At 55.5% G+C, this 22,231-nt stretch carries 19 protein-coding genes and 1 other annotated feature; of the genes, 12 read left to right on the top strand and 7 right to left on the bottom strand.

Annotation, left to right across the window (positions count from 1 at the left end; genetic code table 11):
- Positions 1-15 precede the first annotated feature (15 nt).
- Positions 16-1,209 (bottom strand): multidrug efflux RND transporter periplasmic adaptor subunit AcrA, encoded by a 1,194-nt coding sequence (gene acrA / locus AC2FAP_RS16750; RefSeq protein ID WP_020885186.1) that lies wholly within the window; start codon positions 1,207-1,209, stop codon positions 16-18.
- 141 nt (positions 1,210-1,350) lie between these two features.
- On the opposite strand from acrA, the gene acrR reads away from it, so the two are divergent.
- Both acrR and mscK read left to right on the top strand, forming a co-directional pair.
- Positions 1,351-2,004: a multidrug efflux transporter transcriptional repressor AcrR gene (gene acrR, locus AC2FAP_RS16755; protein ID WP_014168906.1), complete on the top strand. Its 654-nt coding sequence runs from the start codon at positions 1,351-1,353 to the stop codon at positions 2,002-2,004.
- Positions 2,005-2,117: 113 nt separating this feature from the next.
- Entirely contained in the window at positions 2,118-5,465 is a 3,348-nt protein-coding gene (gene mscK / locus AC2FAP_RS16760) for a mechanosensitive channel MscK (protein WP_449541487.1), read from the top strand.
- Position 5,466: 1 nt separating this feature from the next.
- Here the strand turns inward: mscK and rsmS are convergent, their stop codons facing one another.
- Both rsmS and priC read right to left on the bottom strand, forming a co-directional pair.
- Positions 5,467-5,652, bottom strand: a complete 186-nt coding sequence (gene rsmS / locus AC2FAP_RS16765) for a pleiotropic regulatory protein RsmS (RefSeq protein ID WP_014168908.1) — start codon at positions 5,650-5,652, stop codon at positions 5,467-5,469.
- Positions 5,653-5,664: 12 nt separating this feature from the next.
- On the bottom strand, positions 5,665-6,192 hold the full coding sequence (priC, locus tag AC2FAP_RS16770) for a primosomal replication protein N'' (RefSeq protein ID WP_449541486.1): 528 nt from the start codon (positions 6,190-6,192) through the stop codon (positions 5,665-5,667).
- A 50-nt stretch (positions 6,193-6,242) separates the two neighbouring features.
- On the opposite strand from priC, the gene AC2FAP_RS16775 reads away from it, so the two are divergent.
- The 9 genes from AC2FAP_RS16775 (at position 6,243) to AC2FAP_RS16815 (ending at position 15,610) form a co-directional block, all read left to right on the top strand.
- Positions 6,243-6,620, top strand: a complete 378-nt coding sequence (locus AC2FAP_RS16775) for a DUF454 family protein (RefSeq protein WP_020885182.1) — start codon at positions 6,243-6,245, stop codon at positions 6,618-6,620.
- Positions 6,621-6,771: 151 nt separating this feature from the next.
- Positions 6,772-7,323, top strand: a complete 552-nt coding sequence (apt, locus tag AC2FAP_RS16780; RefSeq protein WP_000127359.1) for an adenine phosphoribosyltransferase — start codon at positions 6,772-6,774, stop codon at positions 7,321-7,323.
- Between the two features lie 88 nt (positions 7,324-7,411).
- On the top strand, positions 7,412-9,340 hold the full coding sequence (dnaX, locus tag AC2FAP_RS16785) for a DNA polymerase III subunit gamma/tau (protein ID WP_449541485.1): 1,929 nt from the start codon (positions 7,412-7,414) through the stop codon (positions 9,338-9,340).
- Positions 8,670-8,734 (top strand) — a sequence feature (DnaX frameshifting element). It overlaps the preceding gene by 65 nt.
- Before the next feature lie 54 nt (positions 9,341-9,394).
- Positions 9,395-9,727 carry a YbaB/EbfC family nucleoid-associated protein gene (locus tag AC2FAP_RS16790; RefSeq protein WP_010428194.1) on the top strand — a complete coding sequence of 111 codons (333 nt, stop codon included), beginning with the start codon at positions 9,395-9,397 and terminating at the stop codon, positions 9,725-9,727.
- Complete coding sequence (recR, locus tag AC2FAP_RS16795; protein WP_006809843.1) at positions 9,727-10,332, top strand: recombination mediator RecR; 606 nt, start codon at positions 9,727-9,729, stop codon at positions 10,330-10,332. The genes AC2FAP_RS16790 and recR overlap by 1 nt, the downstream gene beginning before the upstream one ends.
- A 110-nt stretch (positions 10,333-10,442) precedes the next feature.
- On the top strand, positions 10,443-12,317 hold the full coding sequence (gene htpG / locus AC2FAP_RS16800; protein ID WP_014168914.1) for a molecular chaperone HtpG: 1,875 nt from the start codon (positions 10,443-10,445) through the stop codon (positions 12,315-12,317).
- A 192-nt stretch (positions 12,318-12,509) separates the two neighbouring features.
- A complete protein-coding gene (gene adk / locus AC2FAP_RS16805; protein WP_006809841.1) occupies positions 12,510-13,154 on the top strand; it encodes an adenylate kinase in 645 nt (214 codons plus the stop codon).
- Between the two features lie 125 nt (positions 13,155-13,279).
- Positions 13,280-14,242 carry a ferrochelatase gene (gene hemH, locus AC2FAP_RS16810; protein ID WP_014168915.1) on the top strand — a complete coding sequence of 321 codons (963 nt, stop codon included), beginning with the start codon at positions 13,280-13,282 and terminating at the stop codon, positions 14,240-14,242.
- 63 nt (positions 14,243-14,305) lie between these two features.
- Positions 14,306-15,610 (top strand): inosine/guanosine kinase, encoded by a 1,305-nt coding sequence (locus AC2FAP_RS16815; protein ID WP_020885178.1) that lies wholly within the window; start codon positions 14,306-14,308, stop codon positions 15,608-15,610.
- Between the two features lie 89 nt (positions 15,611-15,699).
- Here AC2FAP_RS16815 and ybaL read toward each other — a convergent pair whose 3' ends face one another.
- Both ybaL and AC2FAP_RS16825 read right to left on the bottom strand, forming a co-directional pair.
- Positions 15,700-17,376, bottom strand: coding sequence for a YbaL family putative K(+) efflux transporter (gene ybaL / locus AC2FAP_RS16820; RefSeq protein WP_047744113.1), 1,677 nt, complete (start codon positions 17,374-17,376; stop codon positions 15,700-15,702).
- Between the two features lie 229 nt (positions 17,377-17,605).
- Positions 17,606-18,814 (bottom strand): MFS transporter, encoded by a 1,209-nt coding sequence (locus AC2FAP_RS16825; protein WP_044868041.1) that lies wholly within the window; start codon positions 18,812-18,814, stop codon positions 17,606-17,608.
- Positions 18,815-18,983: 169 nt separating this feature from the next.
- On the opposite strand from AC2FAP_RS16825, the gene ushA reads away from it, so the two are divergent.
- Positions 18,984-20,636: a bifunctional UDP-sugar hydrolase/5'-nucleotidase UshA gene (gene ushA, locus AC2FAP_RS16830; RefSeq protein WP_014168919.1), complete on the top strand. Its 1,653-nt coding sequence runs from the start codon at positions 18,984-18,986 to the stop codon at positions 20,634-20,636.
- Positions 20,637-20,725: 89 nt separating this feature from the next.
- Here the strand turns inward: ushA and ybaK are convergent, their stop codons facing one another.
- The gene (ybaK, locus tag AC2FAP_RS16835) at positions 20,726-21,205 is read right to left on the bottom strand and encodes a Cys-tRNA(Pro)/Cys-tRNA(Cys) deacylase YbaK (RefSeq protein ID WP_485452993.1); all 480 of its coding nucleotides are present in this window, start codon (positions 21,203-21,205) and stop codon (positions 20,726-20,728) included.
- A 199-nt stretch (positions 21,206-21,404) separates the two neighbouring features.
- Positions 21,405-22,199 (bottom strand): TraB/GumN family protein, encoded by a 795-nt coding sequence (locus AC2FAP_RS16840; RefSeq protein ID WP_025204835.1) that lies wholly within the window; start codon positions 22,197-22,199, stop codon positions 21,405-21,407.
- Between the last annotated feature and the right edge of the window lie 32 nt (positions 22,200-22,231).

Here is a 22,231-nt window from a genome sequence, read left to right on the forward strand (position 1 = left end):
CGGCTCCTGTTTAAGTTAAGACTTGGTTTGTTCTGACTGGCCAGCGGCCGAAGCTTGTTGTTTATCGTCAGATTTCACTTCCTGTGCTTTGACCTGCGCGCCAGGACGAACTTTTTGCAAACCAGTAATAATCACGCGATCGCCATCTTTCAGACCTTCCGTCACCAGCCATTTATCGCCAATCGCCTGCGTGGCAGTGATGTTGCGCGTTTCGACTTTGTCATCAGCCCCGACAACCAGTGCACTCGCGTCGCCACGTGGCGTACGGGTGACACCCTGCTGAGGCACCAGAAGTGCGGTTGGGTTGGTGCCTTCTTCCAGACGCGCGCGAACGAACATACCAGGTAAGAGTGTCTTATCCGGGTTCGGGAAAATCGCACGTAAGGTGATGGAACCGGTAGTTTGGTCGACCGTCACATCGGAGAATTCCAGTGTGCCTGCCTGCGGGAACTTGATACCGTCATTGGTCACGAGCTCCACTTTGGCTTTACCGTTTTCCTGCTTCAGCGTGCCGTTTGCCAGCTCTTGTTTCAGGCGCAGGAAATCGTTGCTGGACTGGGTCACGTCAACGTAAATCGGATCAAGCTGCTGCACGGTGGCCAACGCGTTGGTCTGACCGTTCTGCACCAGCGCCCCTTCCGTGACGGAAGATTTACCGATGCGACCGCTGATTGGGGAGGTCACTTTGGTATAGGCGAGGTTGATACGCGCTGTTTCCACTGCAGCTTTCGCGGCAATCACGGCGGCGTTGGTCTGCTGTGCATCAGACAGGGCAGTGTCATAATCCTGTTGACTGATGTACTTGGTACCGAGCAGTTTTTTGTAACGGTTCAGCGTCAGTTGGGAGATTTTGGCTGCAGCTTCTGCTTTCGCCAGATCGCCTTTCGCGCTCTCATAGGAGGCCTGGTAGGTTGCCGGATCAATCTGATACAGAGACTCGCCAGCTTTCACTTCACCACCCTCGGTGAAGTTACGTTTCAGGATGATACCACTCACCTGAGGACGCACTTCTGCGATGCGGTATGCGCTGGTACGGCCCGGTAATTCTGTCGTTATCTGGAGAGGTTCGGACTTGAGCGTCACCACGCCAACTTCTGGCACCTGCTGAGCTCCTTGTTGAGCCTGTTTGTCGTCACATCCTGTTAGCGCTAAGCTGCCTGAGAGCATCAGAACGACCGCCAGAGGCGTTAACCCTCTGTTTTTGTTCATATGTAAACCTCGAGTGTCCGATTTCAAATTGATCAATGGTCCTGAGTCCAAAAACCCATTGCTGCGTTTATATTATCGTCATGCTATGGTACATACATTCACAAATGTATGTAAATCTGACTCCTGTAAATTCACTAACGTATGGCACGAAAAACCAAACAACAAGCGCTTGAAACCCGACAACACATTCTGGATGTGGCTATGCGTTTGTTTTCTCAGCAGGGTGTTTCGTCAACCTCGCTGGCGCAGATTGCTCAGGCCGCGGGCGTCACGCGGGGAGCGATTTACTGGCATTTTAAAGACAAGACAGATCTGTTCAGTGAAATCTGGCAACTCTCAGAGTCCAGCATTAGCGATCTTGAGACTGAGTATCGGGCAAAATTCCCCGAGGATCCACTCTCAGTATTAAGAGAAATATTAGTATATATCCTTGAAGCAACGGTAGTTGAAGAACGTCGCAGGTTAATGATGGAAATCATCTACCATAAATGCGAGTTGGTCGGAGAGATGGCGGTCGTCCAGCAGGCGCAGCGCAGCCTGTGTCTGGAAAGCTACGATCGCATTGAACAGGTCCTCACCCAGTGCATGCAGGCGAACCAGCTGCCGGCGACGTTAATGACCCGACGTGCGGCAGTCCTGATGCGCAGTTATATTTCCGGCCTGATGGAAAACTGGCTTTTCGCCCCGGACTCCTTTGACCTGAAGAACGAAGCCCGCAGCTATGTCGCTATTTTCCTGGAGATGTGCCAGCTCTCCCCGACGCTACATGGCAAGTCAGGCTCGCTAACAGCCTGACGCGATTCCAGGATTTCTCTTAGAGGCTCACGTTCGCGCTATTCTGCTTCAGGCGAGCGTGATATCCTGCACGCCGGACTATTTTCGGTCATCTTCTGACATCATTCACAACTATGCTGCACACCAATCGCTCGCAACATCCTGTTCTTGTATTTTTATTGGCGACGCTGTTTTTCTTCGCAACGGCACCGCTTTCCTGGGCCCGCGCCGATAACAACAATGACATCCCTTCACGCAGTGATGTTCAGTCGCAACTCGACACCCTGAATAAACAAAAAGACCTCTCTGCTCTGGATAAGCTCGTTCAGCAGGATCTGACGGAGACGCTGGAAACGCTTGATAAAATTGAGCGTGTTAAAGCGGAAACCACACAGCTTCGGCAGAAAGTGGCGCAGGCGCCTGAAAACATGCGTAAGGCCACGGAATCGCTGAATGCCCTGAGCGATGTGGATAATGACGACGAAACCCGTAAAACGCTCGCGACCCTGTCATTGCGTCAGCTGGAATCGCGCGTCGCACAGCTGCTCGACGATCTGCAAACGGCACAGTCCGATCTCGGTACGTACAACAGCCAGCTTGTCTCCCTGCAAACCCAGCCCGAGCGCGTGCAAAATGCGATGTACGCCGCCTCTCAGCAGCTGCAGCAGATCCGCAACCGTCTGAACGGTACGTCGGTTGGCGAAGGCACCCTGCGCCCAACGCAGCAAACGCTGCTGCTGGTGCAGCAGGCCTTACTGAATGCGCAAATCGAACAGCAGCGTAAAAGCCTGGAAGGGAATACGGTGCTGCAGGATACGCTCCAGAAGCAGCGCGACTACGTAACGGCGAACATTAATCGTCTGGAACATCAGCTTCAGCTGTTGCAGGAGGCGGTTAACAGTAAGCGCCTTACGCTGACGGAGAAAACGGCTCAGGAAGCCGTCTCACCGGACGAAACTGCCCGCATTCAGGCGAACCCGCTGGTGAAACAGGAGCTCGAGGCTAACCATCAGCTGAGCCAGCGCCTGATACTGGCAACAGAAAGCGGTAACTCGCTGGTTCAGCAAAATATCAGAGTGAAAAACTGGCTGGACCGCGCGCTGCAGGCTGAACGCAACATTAAAGAGCAGATTGCGGTTCTGAAAGGCAGCCTGCTGCTGTCGCGTATTCTCTACCAGCAACAGCAGACGCTGCCGTCCGCCGATGAGCTCGAGGACATGACCAATCGCATTGCGGATTTGCGTCTGGAACAATTCGATGTGAACCAGCAGCGCGACGCCCTTTTCCAGAGCGATACGTTTGTCGCCAAATTGGAAGAGGGCCATTCCAGTGAAGTGAACCCGGAAGTTCACGACGCTCTGCTGCAGGTTGTGGATATGCGCCGCGAGCTGCTCGACCAGCTCAACAAACAGCTCGGCAACCAGCTGATGATGGCGATTAACCTGCAGATCAACCAGCAACAGCTGGTGAGCGTGTCGAAAAGTCTGCAGGAGATCCTGACCCAGCAGATTTTCTGGGTTAACAGCAACAAGCCGATAGACTGGGACTGGATCAAATCCTTCCCTGAAACGCTGAAGGCGCAGATTAAGAGCATGAAAATCACCGTAAACTGGGAGAAAGCCTGGCCTGCGGTGATGATTGCCTTCCTGGCGGGGCTCCCGCTGCTGCTGATTGCTGGCCTGATCCGCTGGCGTCTGGGCTGGCTGAAGAAATACCAGGATAAGCTGGCGTCTGAAGTGGGGCAACTGCGTAACGACAGTCAGCTGCACACGCCAAAAGCGATTCTGATCGATCTGATCCGCGCGCTGCCGGTCTGCCTGATTATTCTGGCGGTGGGGCTTATCCTGCTGACGATGCAGCTCAACATCAGCGACCTGCTGTGGGCGTTCAGTAAAAAACTGGCCCTGTTCTGGCTGGTGTTTGGCGTGTGCTGGAAAGTGCTGGAAAAAGACGGCGTTGCGGTGCGTCATTTCAACATGCCTGCGCAACTGACCAGCCACTGGCGTCGTCAGATTGTACGCGTCAGCCTGGCGCTGTTGCCGCTGCACTTCTGGTCCGTTGTCGCTGAGCTGTCTCCGCTGCACCTGATGGACGATGTCATGGGCCAGCTGGTTATTTTGCTGAACCTGCTGCTCATTGCCATCCTGATGTGGCCGATGTGCCGCGACAGCTGGCGGGATAAAGAGTCTCACAACATTCGTCTGGCCACCGTGACGGTACTGGCGATTATTCCGCTGGCACTGATGGTGCTCACGGCGACGGGGTACTTCTATACCACGTTGCGCCTGTCCGGACGCTGGATTGAAACCGTCTATCTGGTGATCGTCTGGAACCTGCTCTATCAGACCGTACTGCGCGGCCTGAGCGTGGCGGCTCGCCGCATCGCTTATCGTCGTGCCATCGCGCGTCGCCAGCATCAGGTAAAAGAGGGGGCCGAAGGCGCAGAGCCACAGGAAGAGCCAACCATCGCGCTGGAGCAGGTTAATCAGCAGACACTGCGTATCACCATGCTGGTGATGATCGCGCTGTTTGCGGTGATGTTCTGGGCGATCTGGTCTGATTTAATCACCGTCTTCGCCTACCTCGACAGTATCACCCTCTGGCAATACAACGGCACCGAAGCGGGCGCCGCGGTAATGAAAAGCGTGACCATGGGCAGCCTGCTCTTTGCCCTGGTATCGTCAGTGGTGGCCTGGGCGTTGATTCGAAACCTGCCAGGCCTGCTTGAGGTGCTGGTGCTGTCGCGTCTGAACCTGCGTCAGGGGGCGTCGTATGCCATCACCACCATCCTCAACTACGTCATTATTATTGTCGGGGCGATGACGGTCTTTGGATCGCTTGGCGTCTCGTGGGATAAGCTGCAGTGGCTGGCGGCCGCGCTCTCTGTCGGTCTTGGTTTTGGCTTGCAGGAGATCTTCGGTAACTTTGTTTCCGGCCTGATCATCCTGTTCGAACGTCCGGTGCGTATCGGTGATACCGTCACCATCGGCACCTTCTCGGGAACGGTCAGCAAGATCCGTATTCGTGCCACCACCATCACCGACTTCGATCGCAAAGAGGTGATTATCCCGAACAAAGCGTTCGTCACCGAGCGACTGATCAACTGGTCGCTCTCTGACACCACAACGCGCGTCGTCATTCGACTGGGCGTGGCCTACGGCTCCGATCTGGATAAAGTGAAAGAGGTGTTGTTAAAAGCCGCGAAATCGCATCCTAAGGTGATGCACGAGCCCGCCCCAGATGTGTTCTTCACCACCTTTGGGCCGAGCACGCTGGATCACGAGCTGCGGTTATACGTGCGTGAGCTGCGCGATCGCAGCTACACCGTGGATGAGCTGAACCGCACTATCGATCGTCTGTGCCGTGAAAACAATATTAACATCGCCTTCAACCAGCTTGAAGTTCACCTGCGTAACGAGAAAGGTGATGAGCATACGGAAGTGAAGCGCGAGATTCAGGGTGACGATCCTACCCCGGCGTAATTCAGGTTCCCTCTCCCGGTGGGAGAGGGTCAGGGTGAAGGCGACTGGCCTTCACCTTGCCTTCAAAATCCGTCTTCACTATCTCAAGGGCTTTCAGCACCGTCTGGGCAGGGATGTCATGATTCTCCAGCAGCATAATCAAATCGACGGCCAGCTTGACCTCATCGGGTGCATTTTCCAGTGACATTTACGGCTCCTGTTAACGGGTCAGACGTTCAATGACGCGTTCGATTTCATCCAGCGCCTGACGGCAACGAACGATGCGGCCCTCAATGGCGCTAATCTCTCGCATTAATAACTGCTGCTCTTCCAGCGTCTCGCTTGCGTTCAGGCGCGTTTCCCGCTCCTGCTTCATCTCAAACAGACGGCGTGCAAACTCCTGGTTCTCCAGCCGCTTGCGCTGCCATTTACCGAGACCCGGCGACGCGCTGTCCCAGACGCGTAGCGGCCAGGCGGTCATTTCACGGTGCAGGGCGGTGATCTGCTCGGTGAGATGTTCCGCAAGCCAGGCGACCTGTTGCTGTTGATTGTTCTCAACCGCATAGCGCAACTCATCAAGATTCGTCTGCGCCTCAGCAACATAATCCTGGATGCGCGTGCTGCGGGTACGAAAAAGCTGCCGGTCAAAGCGCGGCTTCAGCGTAGCATGCCCCATTAACGGCGTAGCCTGCGCGCGCAGGGTGGACAGCTGATTTTGCAGCGTCTCCAGAAGCAGGGCTGTTTTCAATACGCTCTCCAGTGGTAAAGTAGCCGTTCAGTTTGATAACGATTCGCATTATGCAGCGTACTATTTTAATCATCATTGGCTGGCTCGCGGTAGTGTTAGGCACGCTGGGCGTGGTTTTGCCCTTATTGCCCACCACGCCTTTTATCCTGCTGGCAGCCTGGTGCTTCGCCCGTTCATCGCCGCGCTTTCACCACTGGCTGCTGTACCGCTCCTGGTTTGGCGGCTATTTGCGCCACTGGCAAAAACATCGGGCAATGCCGCCCGGTGCGAAGCCGCGTGCGATCGCGGTGATCCTGATTACCTTTGCCATTTCATTATGGCTGGTGAAAATGATGTGGGTGCGTATTCTGTTGCTGACGATCCTCGCCTGTCTGCTTTTCTTTATGTGGCGGATCCCCGTGGTTGATGAAAAGCAACAAAAGCACTGAAGCCTTATAATGGCTGTTGCAATTATTGCGCGCAGCCAGTAAATTCGACCGTTTTCGAGCACAGCTGCGCCTGGTCAAAGGTTAAACAATTGTTACCCTGGCCGACTCGTTGCGCGCTGTGAGTAACACTGTTTCATTTAGGCACAAACCGATGACCGCAACAGCACAGCAGCTTGAATATCTGAAAAACAGCATCAAAAGTATCCAGGACTATCCAAAGCCTGGCATTCTTTTCCGTGATGTCACCAGCTTGCTGGAAGACCCGAAAGCGTACGCGCTCAGCATTGAACTGCTGGTCGAGCGTTATAAAAACGCCGGGATCACCAAAGTAGTGGGTACCGAAGCCCGTGGATTCCTGTTTGGCGCGCCGGTCGCGCTGGCAATGGGTGTTGGCTTTGTGCCGGTGCGTAAACCGCGCAAACTGCCGCGTGAAACCATCGCAGAGAGCTACGAACTGGAGTACGGCACCGATCAGCTGGAAATCCACGTTGATGCGATCAAGCCTGGCGATAAAGTGCTGGTGGTTGACGATCTGCTGGCGACTGGCGGCACGATTGAAGCGACCGTGAAGCTGATCCGTCGTCTGGGTGGTGAAGTGACCGACGCGGCATTCATCATTAACCTGTTCGATCTGGGTGGCGAACAGCGCCTGGAAAAACAGGGCATTACCAGCTACAGCCTGGTGCCTTTCCCGGGTCATTAATCCCGGTTTTCACAACCTCGCTCAATGGGTGAGGTTGTGATAGCATTCCCCTCCATAAATTCACCTTCCAGCGTTGCAGAGCCTGCCCATGAGTTATCAGGTGTTAGCCCGTAAATGGCGACCACAAACCTTTGCTGACGTTGTCGGTCAGGAGCATGTGCTGACGGCCCTGGCGAACGGCTTGTCGCTAGGTCGCATCCATCACGCTTATCTTTTCTCCGGCACCCGCGGCGTCGGTAAGACCTCTATTGCCCGTTTGCTGGCAAAAGGTCTGAACTGCGAAACCGGGATCACCGCCACGCCGTGCGGCGTGTGTGACAACTGCCGTGAAATTGAGCAGGGGCGCTTTGTCGATCTGATTGAGATCGACGCCGCCTCGCGCACGAAAGTGGAAGATACCCGCGATCTGCTCGACAACGTGCAGTACGCGCCGGCGCGTGGCCGCTTCAAGGTCTACCTGATCGATGAAGTGCACATGCTGTCACGCCACAGTTTCAACGCCCTGCTGAAAACGCTGGAAGAGCCGCCCGCGCATGTGAAATTCCTGCTGGCGACCACCGATCCGCAAAAGCTGCCGGTCACTATTTTGTCGCGCTGCCTGCAGTTCCATCTGAAGGCGCTGGACGTCGAGCAGATCCGCGCTCAGCTTGAACATATTCTTGATGAAGAGAAGATTGTCCACGAACCGCGCGCCCTGCAGCTGCTGGCCCGCGCGGCAGACGGCAGCCTTCGTGATGCCTTAAGTCTCACCGACCAGGCGATTGCCAGCGGTGACGGTAAACTCTCGACCGACGCGGTCAGCACCATGCTCGGCACGCTGGATGACGATCAGGCGCTTTCTCTCATCGAAGCGATGATTGCCGCCAACGGTGAACGCATCATGTCGCTGGTGAACGCCGCGGCTGCCCGGGGCATTGAATGGGAAGCGCTGCTGGTTGAGATGCTGAGTCTGCTGCACCGCGTGGCGATGCTGCAGCTTTCTCCGTCAGCCATCGGTGCCGATATGGCGGTTATTGAACACCGGATGCGTGAACTTGCGCGCACCGTCCCACCGGCTGACGTGCAGCTTTATTACCAGACGCTGCTGATTGGCCGCAAAGAGCTGCCGTTTGCGCCGGATCCCCGGATGGGCGTTGAAATGACCCTGCTGCGTGCGCTGGCGTTCCATCCGCGCATGCCTCTGCCGGAGCCGGAAGTGCCCCGACAGTCTTTTGCTCCGGTCGCCCCCACTGCGGTGATGTCGCCTCAGCAGGTGCCACCGCAGCCGACGGCTCCCCCGCAGCAGAACGTACCGCTGCCGGAGGCCACCAGTTCGGTACTTGCCGCACGAAGCCAGTTGCAACGTGCCCAGGGAGCAACCAAACCAAAAAAGAGTGAACCGGCAGCGCCAGAAAGAGCGCGGCCGGTGAACAACGCCGCGCTTGAACGACTGGCTTCGGTTACGGAGCGCGTTCAGTCGCGCCCTGCACCGTCCGCGCTCGAGCAAAAAGCCCCGGTGAAAGAAGAGGCTTACCGCTGGAAGGCAACAACCCTCGTTGAAGAGGTGAAAGAAGAAGTTGCCACACCGAAAGCGCTAAAAAAGGCGCTGGAGCATGAAAAAACACCTGAGCTTTCCGCGAAACTTGCCGAAGAGTCTATTGAGCGTGACGCGTGGGCCGCAGAGGTCAGTAAACTGCAGTTGCCGAAGCTGGTTGAGCAGGTCGCGCTGAATGCCTGGAAAGAGCAGGACGGTCATCAGGTACGTTTACACCTGCGACCGGGTCAGCGGCACCTGAATTCCCCTGGCGCGCAAAAAGCGCTGGCCGAGGCGCTCACCGCATTACACGGTGCACCGGTTGAATTGACTATCATTGAAGATGATAATCCGGCGGTGCGAACGCCACTGGAATGGCGTCAGGCGATTTATGAAGAGAAGCTCGCGCAGGCGCGCGAGTCGATTATCGCGGATAACAATATCCAGACTCTGCGCCGGTTCTTCGACGCCGATCTGGATGAAGAGAGTATTCGCCCCATTTGATCGTGAGTCTGACTTACGGTTGTAATCCTTAAACGTGAAAGAAGAGAGAAGCCTATGTTTGGTGGAAAAGGCGGTCTGGGTGGCCTGATGAAGCAGGCTCAGCAGATGCAGGAAAAAATGCAGAAGATGCAGGAAGAGATCGCTCAGCTGGAAGTCACGGGTGAATCCGGTGCCGGTCTGGTCAAGGTGACCATCAACGGTGCGCATAACTGCCGTCGCGTTGAAATCGACCCAAGCCTGCTCGAAGACGACAAAGACATGCTGGAAGATCTGGTTGCAGCCGCGTTTAACGATGCTGCGCGCCGTATCGATGAAACTCAGAAAGAGAAAATGGCCTCTGTTTCCAGCGGTATGCAACTGCCGCCTGGCTTCAAGATGCCATTCTGATGCAAACCAGTCCGCTGCTCACGCAGTTAATGGAAGCACTGCGCTGTCTGCCGGGTGTCGGCCCGAAGTCGGCGCAGCGCATGGCGTTTACGCTATTGCAGCGCGACCGCAGCGGCGGGATGCGCCTGGCGCAGGCTTTGACCCGTGCCATGTCAGAAATTGGTCACTGTGCGGATTGCCGTACCTTTACCGAGCAGGACGTGTGTAACATCTGCACTAATCCGCGTCGTCAGGAAAACGGTCAGATTTGCGTGGTGGAGAGTCCGGCGGACATCTACGCCATCGAACAGACCGGGCAGTTTTCTGGCCGCTATTTTGTGCTGATGGGGCATCTCTCCCCGCTGGACGGTATTGGCCCGGACGATATCGGTCTCGATCGCCTTGAACAGCGTCTTGAGTCCGAAACGATCAAAGAGGTGATCCTCGCCACCAACCCAACGGTGGAAGGGGAAGCTACGGCTAACTACATCGCCGAATTGTGCGCACAGTATGGCGTTGACGCCAGCCGCATCGCTCACGGCGTGCCAGTGGGCGGTGAGCTGGAGATGGTGGACGGCACCACGCTGTCCCACTCTCTGGCTGGACGTCACAAGATTATTTTCTGACCAAACGGAGGCTGCAATCGCGGCCTCCGCTTGAAATTCTCCCCTCGTATCCCCATCTCTCCCTCAACGTTTTAAAACCCCATTAAATGGCATTGTTGAGGTCGACATAGATGAAAGGACAAGAAACCCGTGGTTTCCAGTCAGAAGTAAAACAGCTTCTGCACCTGATGATCCATTCCCTGTATTCCAACAAAGAAATCTTCCTGCGTGAGCTGATTTCCAACGCCTCCGATGCGGCGGACAAGCTGCGCTTCCGCGCCCTGTCTAACCCGGATCTGTACGAAGGCGACGGAGAGCTGCGCGTGCGCGTCTCTTTTGATAAAGAGAACCGTACCCTGACTATCGCCGATAACGGCATTGGTATGAACCGCGACGAGGTCATCGACCATCTCGGGACCATTGCTAAATCCGGTACCAAAGCGTTCCTCGAATCAATGGGCTCCGATCAGGCGAAAGACAGCCAGCTGATCGGCCAGTTCGGTGTGGGCTTCTACTCGGCGTTCATCGTTGCGGACAAAGTCACCGTGCGTACTCGCGCAGCAGGCGACAGTGCGGATCACGGCGTCTTCTGGGAATCTAAAGGCGAAGGCGAATACACCGTTGATGACATCACCAAAGCGGACCGCGGTACCGAAATCACCCTTCACCTGCGTGAAGGCGAAGACGATTTCCTGAATGACTGGCGCGTGCGCTCCATCATCAGTAAATACTCCGACCATATTGCCTTGCCGGTTGAGATTGAAAAACAGGAAGAGAAAGACGGTGAAACCGTGGTGTCCTGGGAGAAAATCAACAAGGCGCAGGCGCTGTGGACGCGCAATAAGTCTGAAATTAAAGACGACGAATACAACGAATTCTACAAACACATCGCCCACGACTTTACCGATCCGCTCACCTGGAGCCACAACCGTGTGGAAGGTAAGCAGGAGTACACCAGCCTGCTGTATATCCCGTCACAGGCGCCGTGGGATATGTGGAACCGCGATCACAAGCACGGTCTGAAGCTGTACGTCCAGCGCGTATTTATCATGGATGACGCCGAGCAGTTCATGCCGAACTACCTGCGCTTTGTGCGTGGTCTCATTGACTCCAACGATCTGCCGCTGAACGTCTCCCGTGAAATTCTGCAGGACAGCACCGTCACCCGCAACCTGCGTAATGCACTGACCAAACGTGCGCTGCAGATGCTGGAAAAACTGGCGAAAGACGATGCAGAAAAATACCAGACCTTCTGGAAACAGTTCGGTCTGGTGCTGAAAGAGGGCCCTGCGGAAGATACATCCAACGTAGAAGCCATTGCTAAACTGCTGCGTTTCGCTTCCACTCACACCGATTCCTCTGCGCAGACCGTGTCGCTGGAAGAGTACGTCTCCCGCATGAAAGAAGGGCAGGAGAAGATCTACTACATCACCGCCGACAGCTACGCCGCGGCGAAGAGCAGCCCACACCTCGAGCTGCTGCGTAAGAAAGGCATCGAAGTACTGCTGCTGTCTGACCGCATCGACGAGTGGATGATGAACTACCTGACCGAGTTCGACGGTAAGGCGTTCCAGTCCGTCGCCAAAGCCGATGAGTCGATCGATAAGCTGGCCGATGAAGTGGACGAAAGCGCGAAAGAAGCGGAGAAGGCGCTGGAGCCTTTCGTTGAGCGCGTGAAAACGCTGCTGGGCGATCGCGTGAAAGAGGTGCGTTTCACTCACCGTCTGACCGATACCCCGGCCATTGTCACCACGGATGCGGATGAAATGAGCACCCAGATGGCGAAACTGTTCGCCGCGGCGGGCCAGGCGATGCCAGAAGTGAAGTATATCTTCGAGCTGAACCCGGATCACCCGCTGGTGAAACGCGCGGCGGATACGCAGGACGAAGCACGCTTCGCCGAGTGGGTTGAGCTTCTGCTGGATCAGTCTCTGCTGGCCGAGCGCGGCACGCTGGAAGATCCTAACCTGTTCATTAAACGTGTGAATGCGCTGCTGCTGGCGTAATTGACTCGCCTCCCCCTGGTCTTCTCCCTCTCCTGTGGGAGAGGACCGGGGGAGGGCACCAGACCGCTCCTTCCCGTTAATCTCCCTTCATTAACCGTTTCAGCCCGCCTGCCTTCCTTGAGCCATATCCGTTCTGGTGGTATTGTTTAGCGCTTTTGAAAAATTGAATCGACTTTTGAGGGGATTTTCGCAATGCGTATTATTCTGCTTGGCGCTCCGGGCGCGGGTAAAGGAACTCAGGCTCAGTTCATCATGGAGAAATACGGTATTCCGCAAATCTCCACCGGTGATATGCTGCGCGCCGCTGTTAAATCTGGCTCCGAGCTGGGTAAACAAGCGAAAGACATCATGGACGCAGGCAAGCTGGTGACCGACGAGCTGGTTATCGCTCTGGTCAAAGAGCGCATTGCTCAGGAAGACTGCCGTAACGGTTTCCTGTTGGACGGCTTCCCACGCACCATTCCTCAGGCTGATGCCATGAAAGAAGCGGGCATCAACGTGGACTACGTGCTCGAGTTCGACGTGCCGGACGAGCTGATCGTTGACCGTATTGTTGGTCGTCGCGTACACGCTGCCTCTGGCCGCGTTTACCACATCAAATTCAACCCGCCTAAGGTTGAAGGTAAAGATGACGTTACCGGTGAAGAGCTGACCACCCGTAAAGACGATCAGGAAGAGACCGTGCGTAAACGTCTGGTGGAATACCATCAGATGACCGCTCCGCTGATCGGTTATTACACCAAAGAAGCGCAGGCGGGTAACACCAAATACGCGAAAGTTGATGGCACCAAAGCCGTTGCTGACGTTCGTGCAGAGCTGGAAAAAATCCTCGGCTAATTGCACCTCTCTCACCCGGGCTCTCCGGGTGAGAAAAATTCTCATCTTACCTATTGCAGCAATGGGTTTCGTTTAAACGCTTTTCCGCTACAATTGAAAACCATTCAAATGGTTAAGAGGCGTGAATGAGTCAGGCGAAAACCGGCATCCTGCTTGCCAATCTGGGTACACCAGATGCACCGACATCAGAAGCGGTAAAACGCTACCTGCGACAATTTTTAAGCGACACGCGCGTCGTGGATACCCCAAGACTGTTGTGGTGGCCGCTGCTGCGTGGCGTCATTCTGCCGATTCGTGCCCCACGTGTCGCAAAGCTTTATCAGTCCGTCTGGATGGAAGAGGGCTCACCGCTGATGGTGTATAGCCGTCGGCAGGAAAAAGCGCTGGCCGCCCGCCTGCCGGATATGCCCGTCGCGCTGGGTATGAGCTACGGTAAACCGTCACTGGAAAGCGCGGTCGACTCGCTGCTGGCGCAGGGCGTCGACCACATTGTGGTACTCGCCCTTTATCCGCAGTATTCCTGCTCGACGGTTGCCGCCGTCTGGGATGAGCTGGCTCGTATTCTGGCGACCCGCCGCCGTATTCCTGGCGTGACCTTTATTCGCGATTACGCCGATAACGAACGCTATATTAAAGCGCTTGCCAGTAGCGCGCGCGCGTCGTTTGAAAAACATGGCGAGCCGGATCTGCTGTTGCTCTCCTATCACGGGATCCCGCAGCGCTTCGCCAATGAAGGGGATGATTACCCGCAGCGCTGCCGCGATACTACCCGTGAGCTGGTCTCAGCCCTCGACCTGCCGCCAGAGAAAGTGATGATGACCTTCCAGTCGCGTTTTGGCCGCGAGCCATGGTTAACGCCTTATACCGACGAAACCCTCAAAATGCTCGGTGAGAAGGGCGTGAAACATATTCAGGTGATGTCACCCGGTTTCTCCGCCGACTGTCTGGAAACGCTGGAAGAGATTGCCGTGCAGAACAGAGAGTTCTTCCTCGAGGCGGGCGGAACGAAATACGAATACATTCCGGCCCTTAACGACTCGCCTGAGCATATCGAGATGATGGTGTCGCTGGTGACAAACAGCCGCTGATCGCACTATGGGCCGGGTTTGTGCTACCATTCCCGGCCCATAATCCTTGCACAGTTCAGACCCATGAAATTTCCCGGTAAACGCAAATCTAAACACTACTTTCCCGTTGATGCCCGCGATCCGCTCCTGCAGCAAATCCAGCCGGAAAATGAAACCAGCGCCGCATGGGTCGTCGGTATCGATCAGACGCTGGTGGACATTGAAGCTAAAGTGGATGATGCGTTTGTCGCTCGTTACGGTCTGAGCGCCGGTCACTCGCTGGTGATTGAGGACGATGTTGCCGAAGCCCTGTATCAGGAGCTGACGCGCGAAAACCTGATCACCCATCAGTTTGCTGGTGGCACTATCGGCAACACCATGCACAACTACTCGGTGCTTGCCGACGACCGCTCTGTGTTATTGGGCGTCATGTGCAGCAACATCGAAATTGGTGGCTACGCCTACCGTTATTTGTGCAATACCTCCAGCCGCACCGATCTGAACTATCTTCAGGGCGTTGACGGGCCGATTGGCCGCTGCTTCACGCTGATCAGCGATTCCGGCGAACGTACCTTTGCCATCAGCCCCGGCCACATGAATAAGCTGCGTGCAGAGAGCATTCCGGAAGCGGTGATAGCGGGTGCGTCTGCACTGGTGCTGACGTCGTATCTGGTGCGCTGTAAACCCGGCGAGCCGATGCCGGAAGCCACCATGAAAGCGATTGAGTACGCGAAGAAATACAATGTGCCGGTCGTTCTGACGCTGGGTACCAAATTCGTGATAGCCGACAACCCCGAGTGGTGGCAGGCCTTCCTGAAGGAACACGTCTCGATTCTGGCGATGAACGAAGAAGAGGCTGAAGCGTTGACCGGCGAGAGCGATCCGCTGCTGGCCTCCGATAAAGCGCTCGACTGGGTCGATCTGGTGCTCTGCACTGCCGGACCGGTAGGGCTGTATATGGCAGGCTTCACGGAAGAAGAGAGCAAACGCAAAACGCAGCATCCACTGCTGCCAGGCGCCATTGCCGAGTTTAACCAGTACGAGTTCAGCCGCGCGATTCGCCATAAAGATTGCGAAAACCCGCTGCGTATTTACTCCCACATCGCGCCGTATATGGGCGGGCCAGAAAAGATCATGAACACCAATGGCGCGGGAGATGGCGCACTGGCGGCGCTGCTGCATGACATCACTGCGAATGCCTACCATAAAACCAACGTCCCGAATTCCAGCAAGCACAAATTCAACTGGCTGACCTATTCGTCGCTGGCGCAGGTGTGTAAGTACGCGAACCGCGTGAGTTATCAGGTGCTGAACCAGCACTCGCCGCGCTTAACCCGCGGTCTGCCGGAAAGGGAAGATAGCCTCGAAGAAGCCTACTGGGACCGATAAAGGCAAAACGGCAACCTTGCGGTTGCCGTATTCGTGTTTGTACTCTCTCCCGGTGGGAGAGGGTCAGTCAGGGGCTGCAGGAGGCACACTTACCCCGTCACCACCTCGTCAACCGGCGGTTTCGTTAACAGCGTCAGCATCGCTTTTGCAATTTCGCGTTCACCCATCACCACCTGATCCGCACCACGTTCGGTAATGTACTCCACCTCATCGTCATAATGGGCGCGGGCAATGATCTCAATATTCGGGCACTTCTCACGTGCGGACGCCACAATTTCACCCGCTTCATAGCCGTTTGGAATGGTCAGCAGCAGCCAGCGCGCGCAGTCCAGATGCGCGAGATTCATGATCTCTTCGTTTGCCGCATTGCCCAACACCGCGCGAACGCCGCGCTCGCGCAGCTCGTCGACGCGGGTACGTGATGTTTCAATCACCACCAGCGGGATCCCCTGCGCCATCAGCTTCTCACCGAGCAGGCTTCCTACGCGACCAAAGCCGACCAGCAGGGCATGATTGCAAATATCCACCGGGATCTGCTTCTCTTCTTCGATAGCTTCTTCCAGCGTCTGCTCTTCCAGCGTTTCGGTTTTATCCAGGTATTTTTCCAGCAACGCAAACAGGACCGGGTTCAGCATGATGGAGAGGATCGCTCCGGCGAGGACCAGGTTTTGCCCGGCCTGCGGCAGCAGATTCAGCGCCATACCCAGGCCTGCCAGAATAAAGGCGAACTCACCAATCTGCGCCAGGCTGGCGGCGATGGTCAGAGCGGTACGCGGCGAGTGGCCAAACATCCGTACCAGGAAGAAGGCGGCAACCGACTTACCAAAGATAATAATCGCCAGGGTGCCCAACACGGCCAGCGGCTGCTGAACCAGAACCATCGGATCAAACAGCATCCCGACGGAGACAAAGAACAGGACGGCGAAGGCGTCGCGCAGCGGCAGCGTATCGTGCGCCGCACGGTGGCTCAGCTCGGATTCGTTCAGCACCATCCCGGCGAAGAACGCGCCCAGTGCAAAGGAGACGTCGAACAGTTCAACGGCACCAAAGGCAATCCCCAGCGCCAGGGCAAGGACAGACAGGGTAAACAACTCACGGGAGCCGGTGGCCGCGCTGCGGGACAGGATCCACGGCACCAGACGGCGGCCCACCAGCATCATAATGGTGATAAACGCCACCACTTTCCCGATGGTGATGCTCATGTCCAGCGCCAGCGTCGCAAAGCCGACGCTCTCTTTTTCCATCATACCGGCGACGGCAGGCAACAACACCAGCGTCAGCACCATCACCAGGTCTTCCACAATCAGCCAGCCTATCGCGATTTGTCCGCGCTGGCTGTCGATAAGCTGCCTCTCCTCAAGCGCGCGCAGCAGTACGACGGTACTGGCGGTTGAAAGACACAGCCCAAAGACGATACCGGTCATCAGCGACCAGCCAAGCACTGTCGAAAGCGCCATTCCCAGCAGCGTCGCTACGGCTATCTGTGCGATCGCTCCCGGTATGGCGATCGACTTTACCGCCATCAGATCCTTGAGTGAGAAATGCAGACCCACGCCAAACATCAGCAGAATCACGCCTAATTCCGCCAGTTCGGGCGCCAGTTTGGTATCCGCCACGAAACCTGGCGTAAAGGGACCCGCCAGCACACCCGCTAACAAATAGCCCACCAGAGGCGAAATACGCAGTTTATTGGCAATCATGCCGAGGATAAAAGCGAGCACAAGTCCACCAACAATGGTGGTGATAAGCGGTGTGGCGTGATGCATTCCGTCTCCTTTCGTTGTGGGTGTTCCATTTGGTTAAAAAACCAAAAACCGAGTAATAGTTTATGACAATTTTTGCCGTTATGTTTATGAATAATTGTTGAAGTTTGAATAAAACAGCAATATGCGTGTAAAAAAGCGCATTTTGATAAATTAGGCGGGGGGATGCAGAAGAAACCCTTATGGCATCAGGGGGTCAGGTCGCCAAAGTAAAACTTTAGCGACCGTTATATTACGCTTTATAGCGGTTATCAGGCAGGAATATGGTCAACATCCCCAGAAGCGGCAGGAAAGCACAGATTTTATAGACCAGGAAGATACTGGTGTGGTCGGCAATCATGCCCAGCACTGCTGCACCAAGGCCGCCCATGCCGAAAGCAAAACCGAAAAAGAGCCCGGAAACCATACCGATACGGCCTGGCAACAGCTCCTGAGCGTAAACAAGGATGGCGGAAAACGCCGAGGCGAGGATAAACCCAATAATCACGGTCAAAATCCCCGTCCACTCCAGGCTTGCATACGGCAAAATAAGGGTAAACGGGGCCACGCCGAGGATAGAGCCCCAAATGACGTATTTGCGCCCGATTTTATCGCCCACAGGCCCGCCGATAACCGTCCCTGCAGCCACCGCAAACAGGAAGGCAAACAGGTGAAGCTGGGCGTTTTGGACCGATAATCCGAATTTTTGCATCAGGTAAAAGGTGTAATAGCTGCTGATGCTCGCCATATAGAAGTATTTCGAGAAAATCAGCACCAGAAGCACGGAGACGGCAAGAATGACCTTATCGCGAGGAAGGGGATTGATAACCTTCGCTTTAGGTTTACCTTTGTTCACGCGATGCTGCGCGGCATACCAGCGGCTGATCTGAATCAGTACGATAATCGCCAGCAAGGCTGCCAGCACAAACCACGCCACGTTACCCTTGCCGTACGGAGCGATGATCACCGCTGCCAGCAGTGGGCCGAGGGAGCTGCCAAAGTTACCGCCCACCTGAAAGAGCGATTGCGCCAGCCCGTGACGGCCCCCGGAGGCCATGCGCGCCACGCGTGAGGACTCCGGGTGAAAGACCGACGACCCCGTGCCCACCAGCGCGGCGGCAATCAGCACTGCTTCAAAGCTGCCTGCCATTGCCAGCAGCACCAGCCCGCTCAAGGTAAAACACATGCCAATCGGTAGCGACCACGGCATAGGATATTTATCCGTCCAGTAGCCCACGACCGGTTGCAGAAGCGAGGAGGCCAGCTGGAAAGTCAGGGTGATCATCCCGATCTGCACGAACGTTAACGAAAACTCGGACTGCAGCAGCGGGTAGATCGCGAGAATCAACGACTGGATCATGTCGTTGAGCAGATGTGAAAGGCTGATTGCGCCTAACACTTTAAACGAGGTGCGCGACGCCGGAGCGCCAGACACGGGCTGGGTTGATTCACTGATTGCCATAGAGATGAATACCACGTCTTTTGTTATTAGAAATGCAGGGTGTAATTATTATCCAACTAACATACCCGGCAGTGACATTTGAATAAAGTCGCAATTCTGAAAACTTATTTGTCTATTCTTATTAGTCACTGTAATTTTTGCCTTTGTCTATTGGTCAGGGAGAGAGAAGATGAAGTTAATGAAGCGGAGCGTCGCGCTGGCGCTGATCGCCGCCTGGGGTCTGGTTAGCCTGCCCGTGCAGGCCTATGAAAAAGATAAAACCTATAAAATCACCATTCTGCATACCAACGATCACCACGGCCATTTCTGGCGCAGTGAATACGGCGAATACGGTCTGTCGGCACAAAAAACGCTGGTGGATGGCATTCGTAAAGAGGTGGCAGCCCAGGGGGGCAGCGTACTGCTGCTGTCGGGGGGCGATATCAATACCGGTGTGCCGGAATCTGATTTACAGGATGCGGAGCCTGATTTCCGCGGCATGAATCTTATTGGCTACGATGCGATGGCCGTCGGTAATCATGAATTCGATAACCCGCTGACGGTGCTGCGTCAGCAGGAAAAATGGGCCAAATTCCCGTTCCTCTCTGCCAACATCTACCAGAAAAGCACCGGCGAGCGACTGTTCAAACCCTGGGCGCTGTTTAAGCGTCAGGATCTGAAAATTGCGGTCATCGGGTTAACCACCGACGATACGGCGAAAATCGGCAACCCTGAGTTCTTTACCGATATCGAATTCCGTAAACCGGCAGACGAAGCGAAGCTGGTCATTCAGGAATTGCAGCAGAACGAAAAGCCGGATGTCATTATTGCCACCACCCATATGGGCCACTACGACAATGGTGAGCACGGCTCGAATGCGCCGGGTGACGTGGAGATGGCTCGCAGCCTGCCTGCAGGCTCGCTGGCGATGATTGTGGGTGGTCATTCACAAGACCCGGTCTGCATGGCGTCAGAGAATAAAAAGCAGGTCGACTACGTGCCAGGCACGCCGTGTGCTCCGGACCGTCAAAACGGTATCTGGATTGTGCAGGCGCACGAATGGGGTAAATACGTGGGGCGTGCGGACTTTGAGTTCCGTAACGGCGAGATGAAGCTGGTGCACTATCAGCTCATTCCGGTCAACCTGAAGAAGAAAGTGACTTACCCTGACGGGAAGAGTGAACGCGTACTCTACACCCCGGAAATTGCCGAGAACGCGCAGATGCTCTCCCTGCTGACGCCCTTCCAGAATAAAGGCAAGGCGCAGCTGGACGTGAAGATTGGTACGCTGAATGGTCGTCTGGAAGGGGACCGCAGCAAAGTTCGCTTTGTGCAGACCAATATGGGGCATCTGGTGCTGGCGGCACAAATGGCGCGCACAAATGCCGATTTTGGCGTGATGAGCGGCGGCGGCATCCGCGACTCCATCGAAGGCGGAAACATCACCTATAAAGATGTGCTGAAGGTTCAGCCGTTCGGTAACATCGTGGTGTATGTCGACATGAGCGGTAAAGAGGTGATTGACTATCTCACCGCCGTGGCGCAGATGAAGCCGGACTCCGGCGCTTATCCGCAGTTTGCCAACGTCAGCTTTGTGGCGAAGGACGGCAAGCTCAACGACCTCAAAATCAAAGGCGAGCCGGTCGATCCTGCTAAAACCTACCGCATGGCAACATTAAGCTTTAACGCCACCGGCGGTGACGGTTATCCGCATATCGACAATAAACCGGGCTATGTGAATACCGGGTTTATCGATGCGGAAGTGCTGAAGCAGTTTATCGAGCAGAATTCACCGATCGACGTGAATACCTACGAGCCGAAAGGCGAGGTGAGCTGGCAGTAGTGCGGTTTTGTGCCGGGGGGCGGCTACGCCTGACCCGGCCTGTATGAGAATCGTCGGCCCGGTAAGCACAGTGCCTCCGGGCCACTTCCTCAATCCCGTCGCGCAATATCCGCAAATGTCGCGTTCAGTATTTTTGCCAGATCGCCTGCGGACAGTTCAATATCCAGCCCGCGTTTGCCGCCGGAAATATAAATAGTGTCGAAGGTCTGCGAAGGGGCATCAATCAGCGTCGGCAGGCGTTTTTTCTGCCCGAGCGGGCTAATACCGCCGACAAGGTAGCCGGTAGTGCGTTGCGCAACCATCGGATCGGCCATATCCACCTTCTTTGCCCCCAGCGCTTTGGCCACTTTCTTGAGATCCAGTTGCCCGGCAACGGGCGTTACCGCAACGGCGAGGTGTTTCATATCACCGTTCACCGCCACCAGCAGCGTCTTATAAACCCGATCGGCGTTCAGCCCCAGTTTGCGCACTACTTCATCACCAAAATTCGTTTCGCTGGGATCGTGATCGTAGGTGTGGATCCGAAAGGGAATGTTGTTTTTTCCGAGTAATTTAACGGCGGGAGTCATAGCTATCCTTCTTACGACAGACAATTCATGCTGACAGCATACGCCTGACGTTTGTCTAAAAAATAGCACCATCTTGCGCAATAGTATTGGCAGTGATGGTCACTTTGAGCGACAATCGGCTCAACCGAAGGTCTCCTTCGGCATAATAAAAACGATGAAATTCCTCTTTGACGGGCCAATAGAAATATTGGCCATTTTTTTATTTCAGCAGTGACGGCAAATTCCCTTCTCCGTACAAATGTAACGCCCCGACAGCGACCACGTAACGCCCCGCAGGCAACGCATGTAACGTCTGCTGCCAGGCTTTGTTGCGCTCGTTCATCAGCACATCATACAACGATTCACTGAACGTCGACGGCAGCGCCAGTTTACCGTCCGTGGGCGGCGCATTCAGCCACCAGCCGATCATCGTTTGCAACAGACGCGCGTTGGTGTGCCAGTGGGTCAGGGTATCATCCAGCAGCATCAGCCCATCATCAGGAAGCTGGCGCAGCAGGGCTATCTGGCTGTCCGTACCTTCGAGCTCAATGACTGACAAATGGCGTGCTCTCGCGGCATTCAACAGCTGGTAATCAATACCGTAATCGCCGCGTAGCCCCAGACGCTGCGCCTGGGTCGCCTGCAGGACCATCGCGATTTGCCACAGCGGCAGTGTGTCCAGCATGGAGAGCGACACCCCCGTCTCATCTGCGACGCGCGTCAGTTCAGCAAACTGCGTGTCGTTCAAACGTTCAGCAAGGGGGAGATCGCTTTCGAGGCCGGCAAACGGCGACGTCTGGCCCGAAATATCCGCTTCAACGACCAGCGCATCGGCGCTCTTCAGCAGTTTCATCAGACCGGCTGGCAGCGGGGACATATCCTGCGTGCCCATATGGATGCTGCCCACCAGGTGAAGGTGCTGCCCGCCGGGAAGCGAGATATCCATGCCGGGCCAGGCATAACGGCGGGGGAAGAGGGCGCGAAACGATGTTTTTATACGATTAAACAGACTCATACGCGCTCCATAAACGGAAAGGTTCATGCTAG

The organism is Enterobacter cloacae complex sp. 394I7 (assembly GCF_057320345.1).

Coding starts and splice junctions, on each gene's coding strand:
- acrA (WP_020885186.1), bottom strand. CDS start 1,209: ATGAACAAAAACAGAGGGTTAACGCCTCTGGCGGTCGTTCTGATGCTC.
- acrR (WP_014168906.1), top strand. CDS start 1,351: ATGGCACGAAAAACCAAACAACAAGCGCTTGAAACCCGACAACACATT.
- mscK (WP_449541487.1), top strand. CDS start 2,118: ATGCTGCACACCAATCGCTCGCAACATCCTGTTCTTGTATTTTTATTG.
- rsmS (WP_014168908.1), bottom strand. CDS start 5,652: ATGTCACTGGAAAATGCACCCGATGAGGTCAAGCTGGCCGTCGATTTG.
- AC2FAP_RS16775 (WP_020885182.1), top strand. CDS start 6,243: ATGCAGCGTACTATTTTAATCATCATTGGCTGGCTCGCGGTAGTGTTA.
- apt (WP_000127359.1), top strand. CDS start 6,772: ATGACCGCAACAGCACAGCAGCTTGAATATCTGAAAAACAGCATCAAA.
- dnaX (WP_449541485.1), top strand. CDS start 7,412: ATGAGTTATCAGGTGTTAGCCCGTAAATGGCGACCACAAACCTTTGCT.
- AC2FAP_RS16790 (WP_010428194.1), top strand. CDS start 9,395: ATGTTTGGTGGAAAAGGCGGTCTGGGTGGCCTGATGAAGCAGGCTCAG.
- recR (WP_006809843.1), top strand. CDS start 9,727: ATGCAAACCAGTCCGCTGCTCACGCAGTTAATGGAAGCACTGCGCTGT.
- htpG (WP_014168914.1), top strand. CDS start 10,443: ATGAAAGGACAAGAAACCCGTGGTTTCCAGTCAGAAGTAAAACAGCTT.
- adk (WP_006809841.1), top strand. CDS start 12,510: ATGCGTATTATTCTGCTTGGCGCTCCGGGCGCGGGTAAAGGAACTCAG.
- hemH (WP_014168915.1), top strand. CDS start 13,280: ATGAGTCAGGCGAAAACCGGCATCCTGCTTGCCAATCTGGGTACACCA.
- AC2FAP_RS16815 (WP_020885178.1), top strand. CDS start 14,306: ATGAAATTTCCCGGTAAACGCAAATCTAAACACTACTTTCCCGTTGAT.
- ybaL (WP_047744113.1), bottom strand. CDS start 17,376: ATGCATCACGCCACACCGCTTATCACCACCATTGTTGGTGGACTTGTG.
- AC2FAP_RS16825 (WP_044868041.1), bottom strand. CDS start 18,814: ATGGCAATCAGTGAATCAACCCAGCCCGTGTCTGGCGCTCCGGCGTCG.
- ushA (WP_014168919.1), top strand. CDS start 18,984: ATGAAGTTAATGAAGCGGAGCGTCGCGCTGGCGCTGATCGCCGCCTGG.
- ybaK (WP_485452993.1), bottom strand. CDS start 21,205: ATGACTCCCGCCGTTAAATTACTCGGAAAAAACAACATTCCCTTTCGG.
- AC2FAP_RS16840 (WP_025204835.1), bottom strand. CDS start 22,199: ATGAGTCTGTTTAATCGTATAAAAACATCGTTTCGCGCCCTCTTCCCC.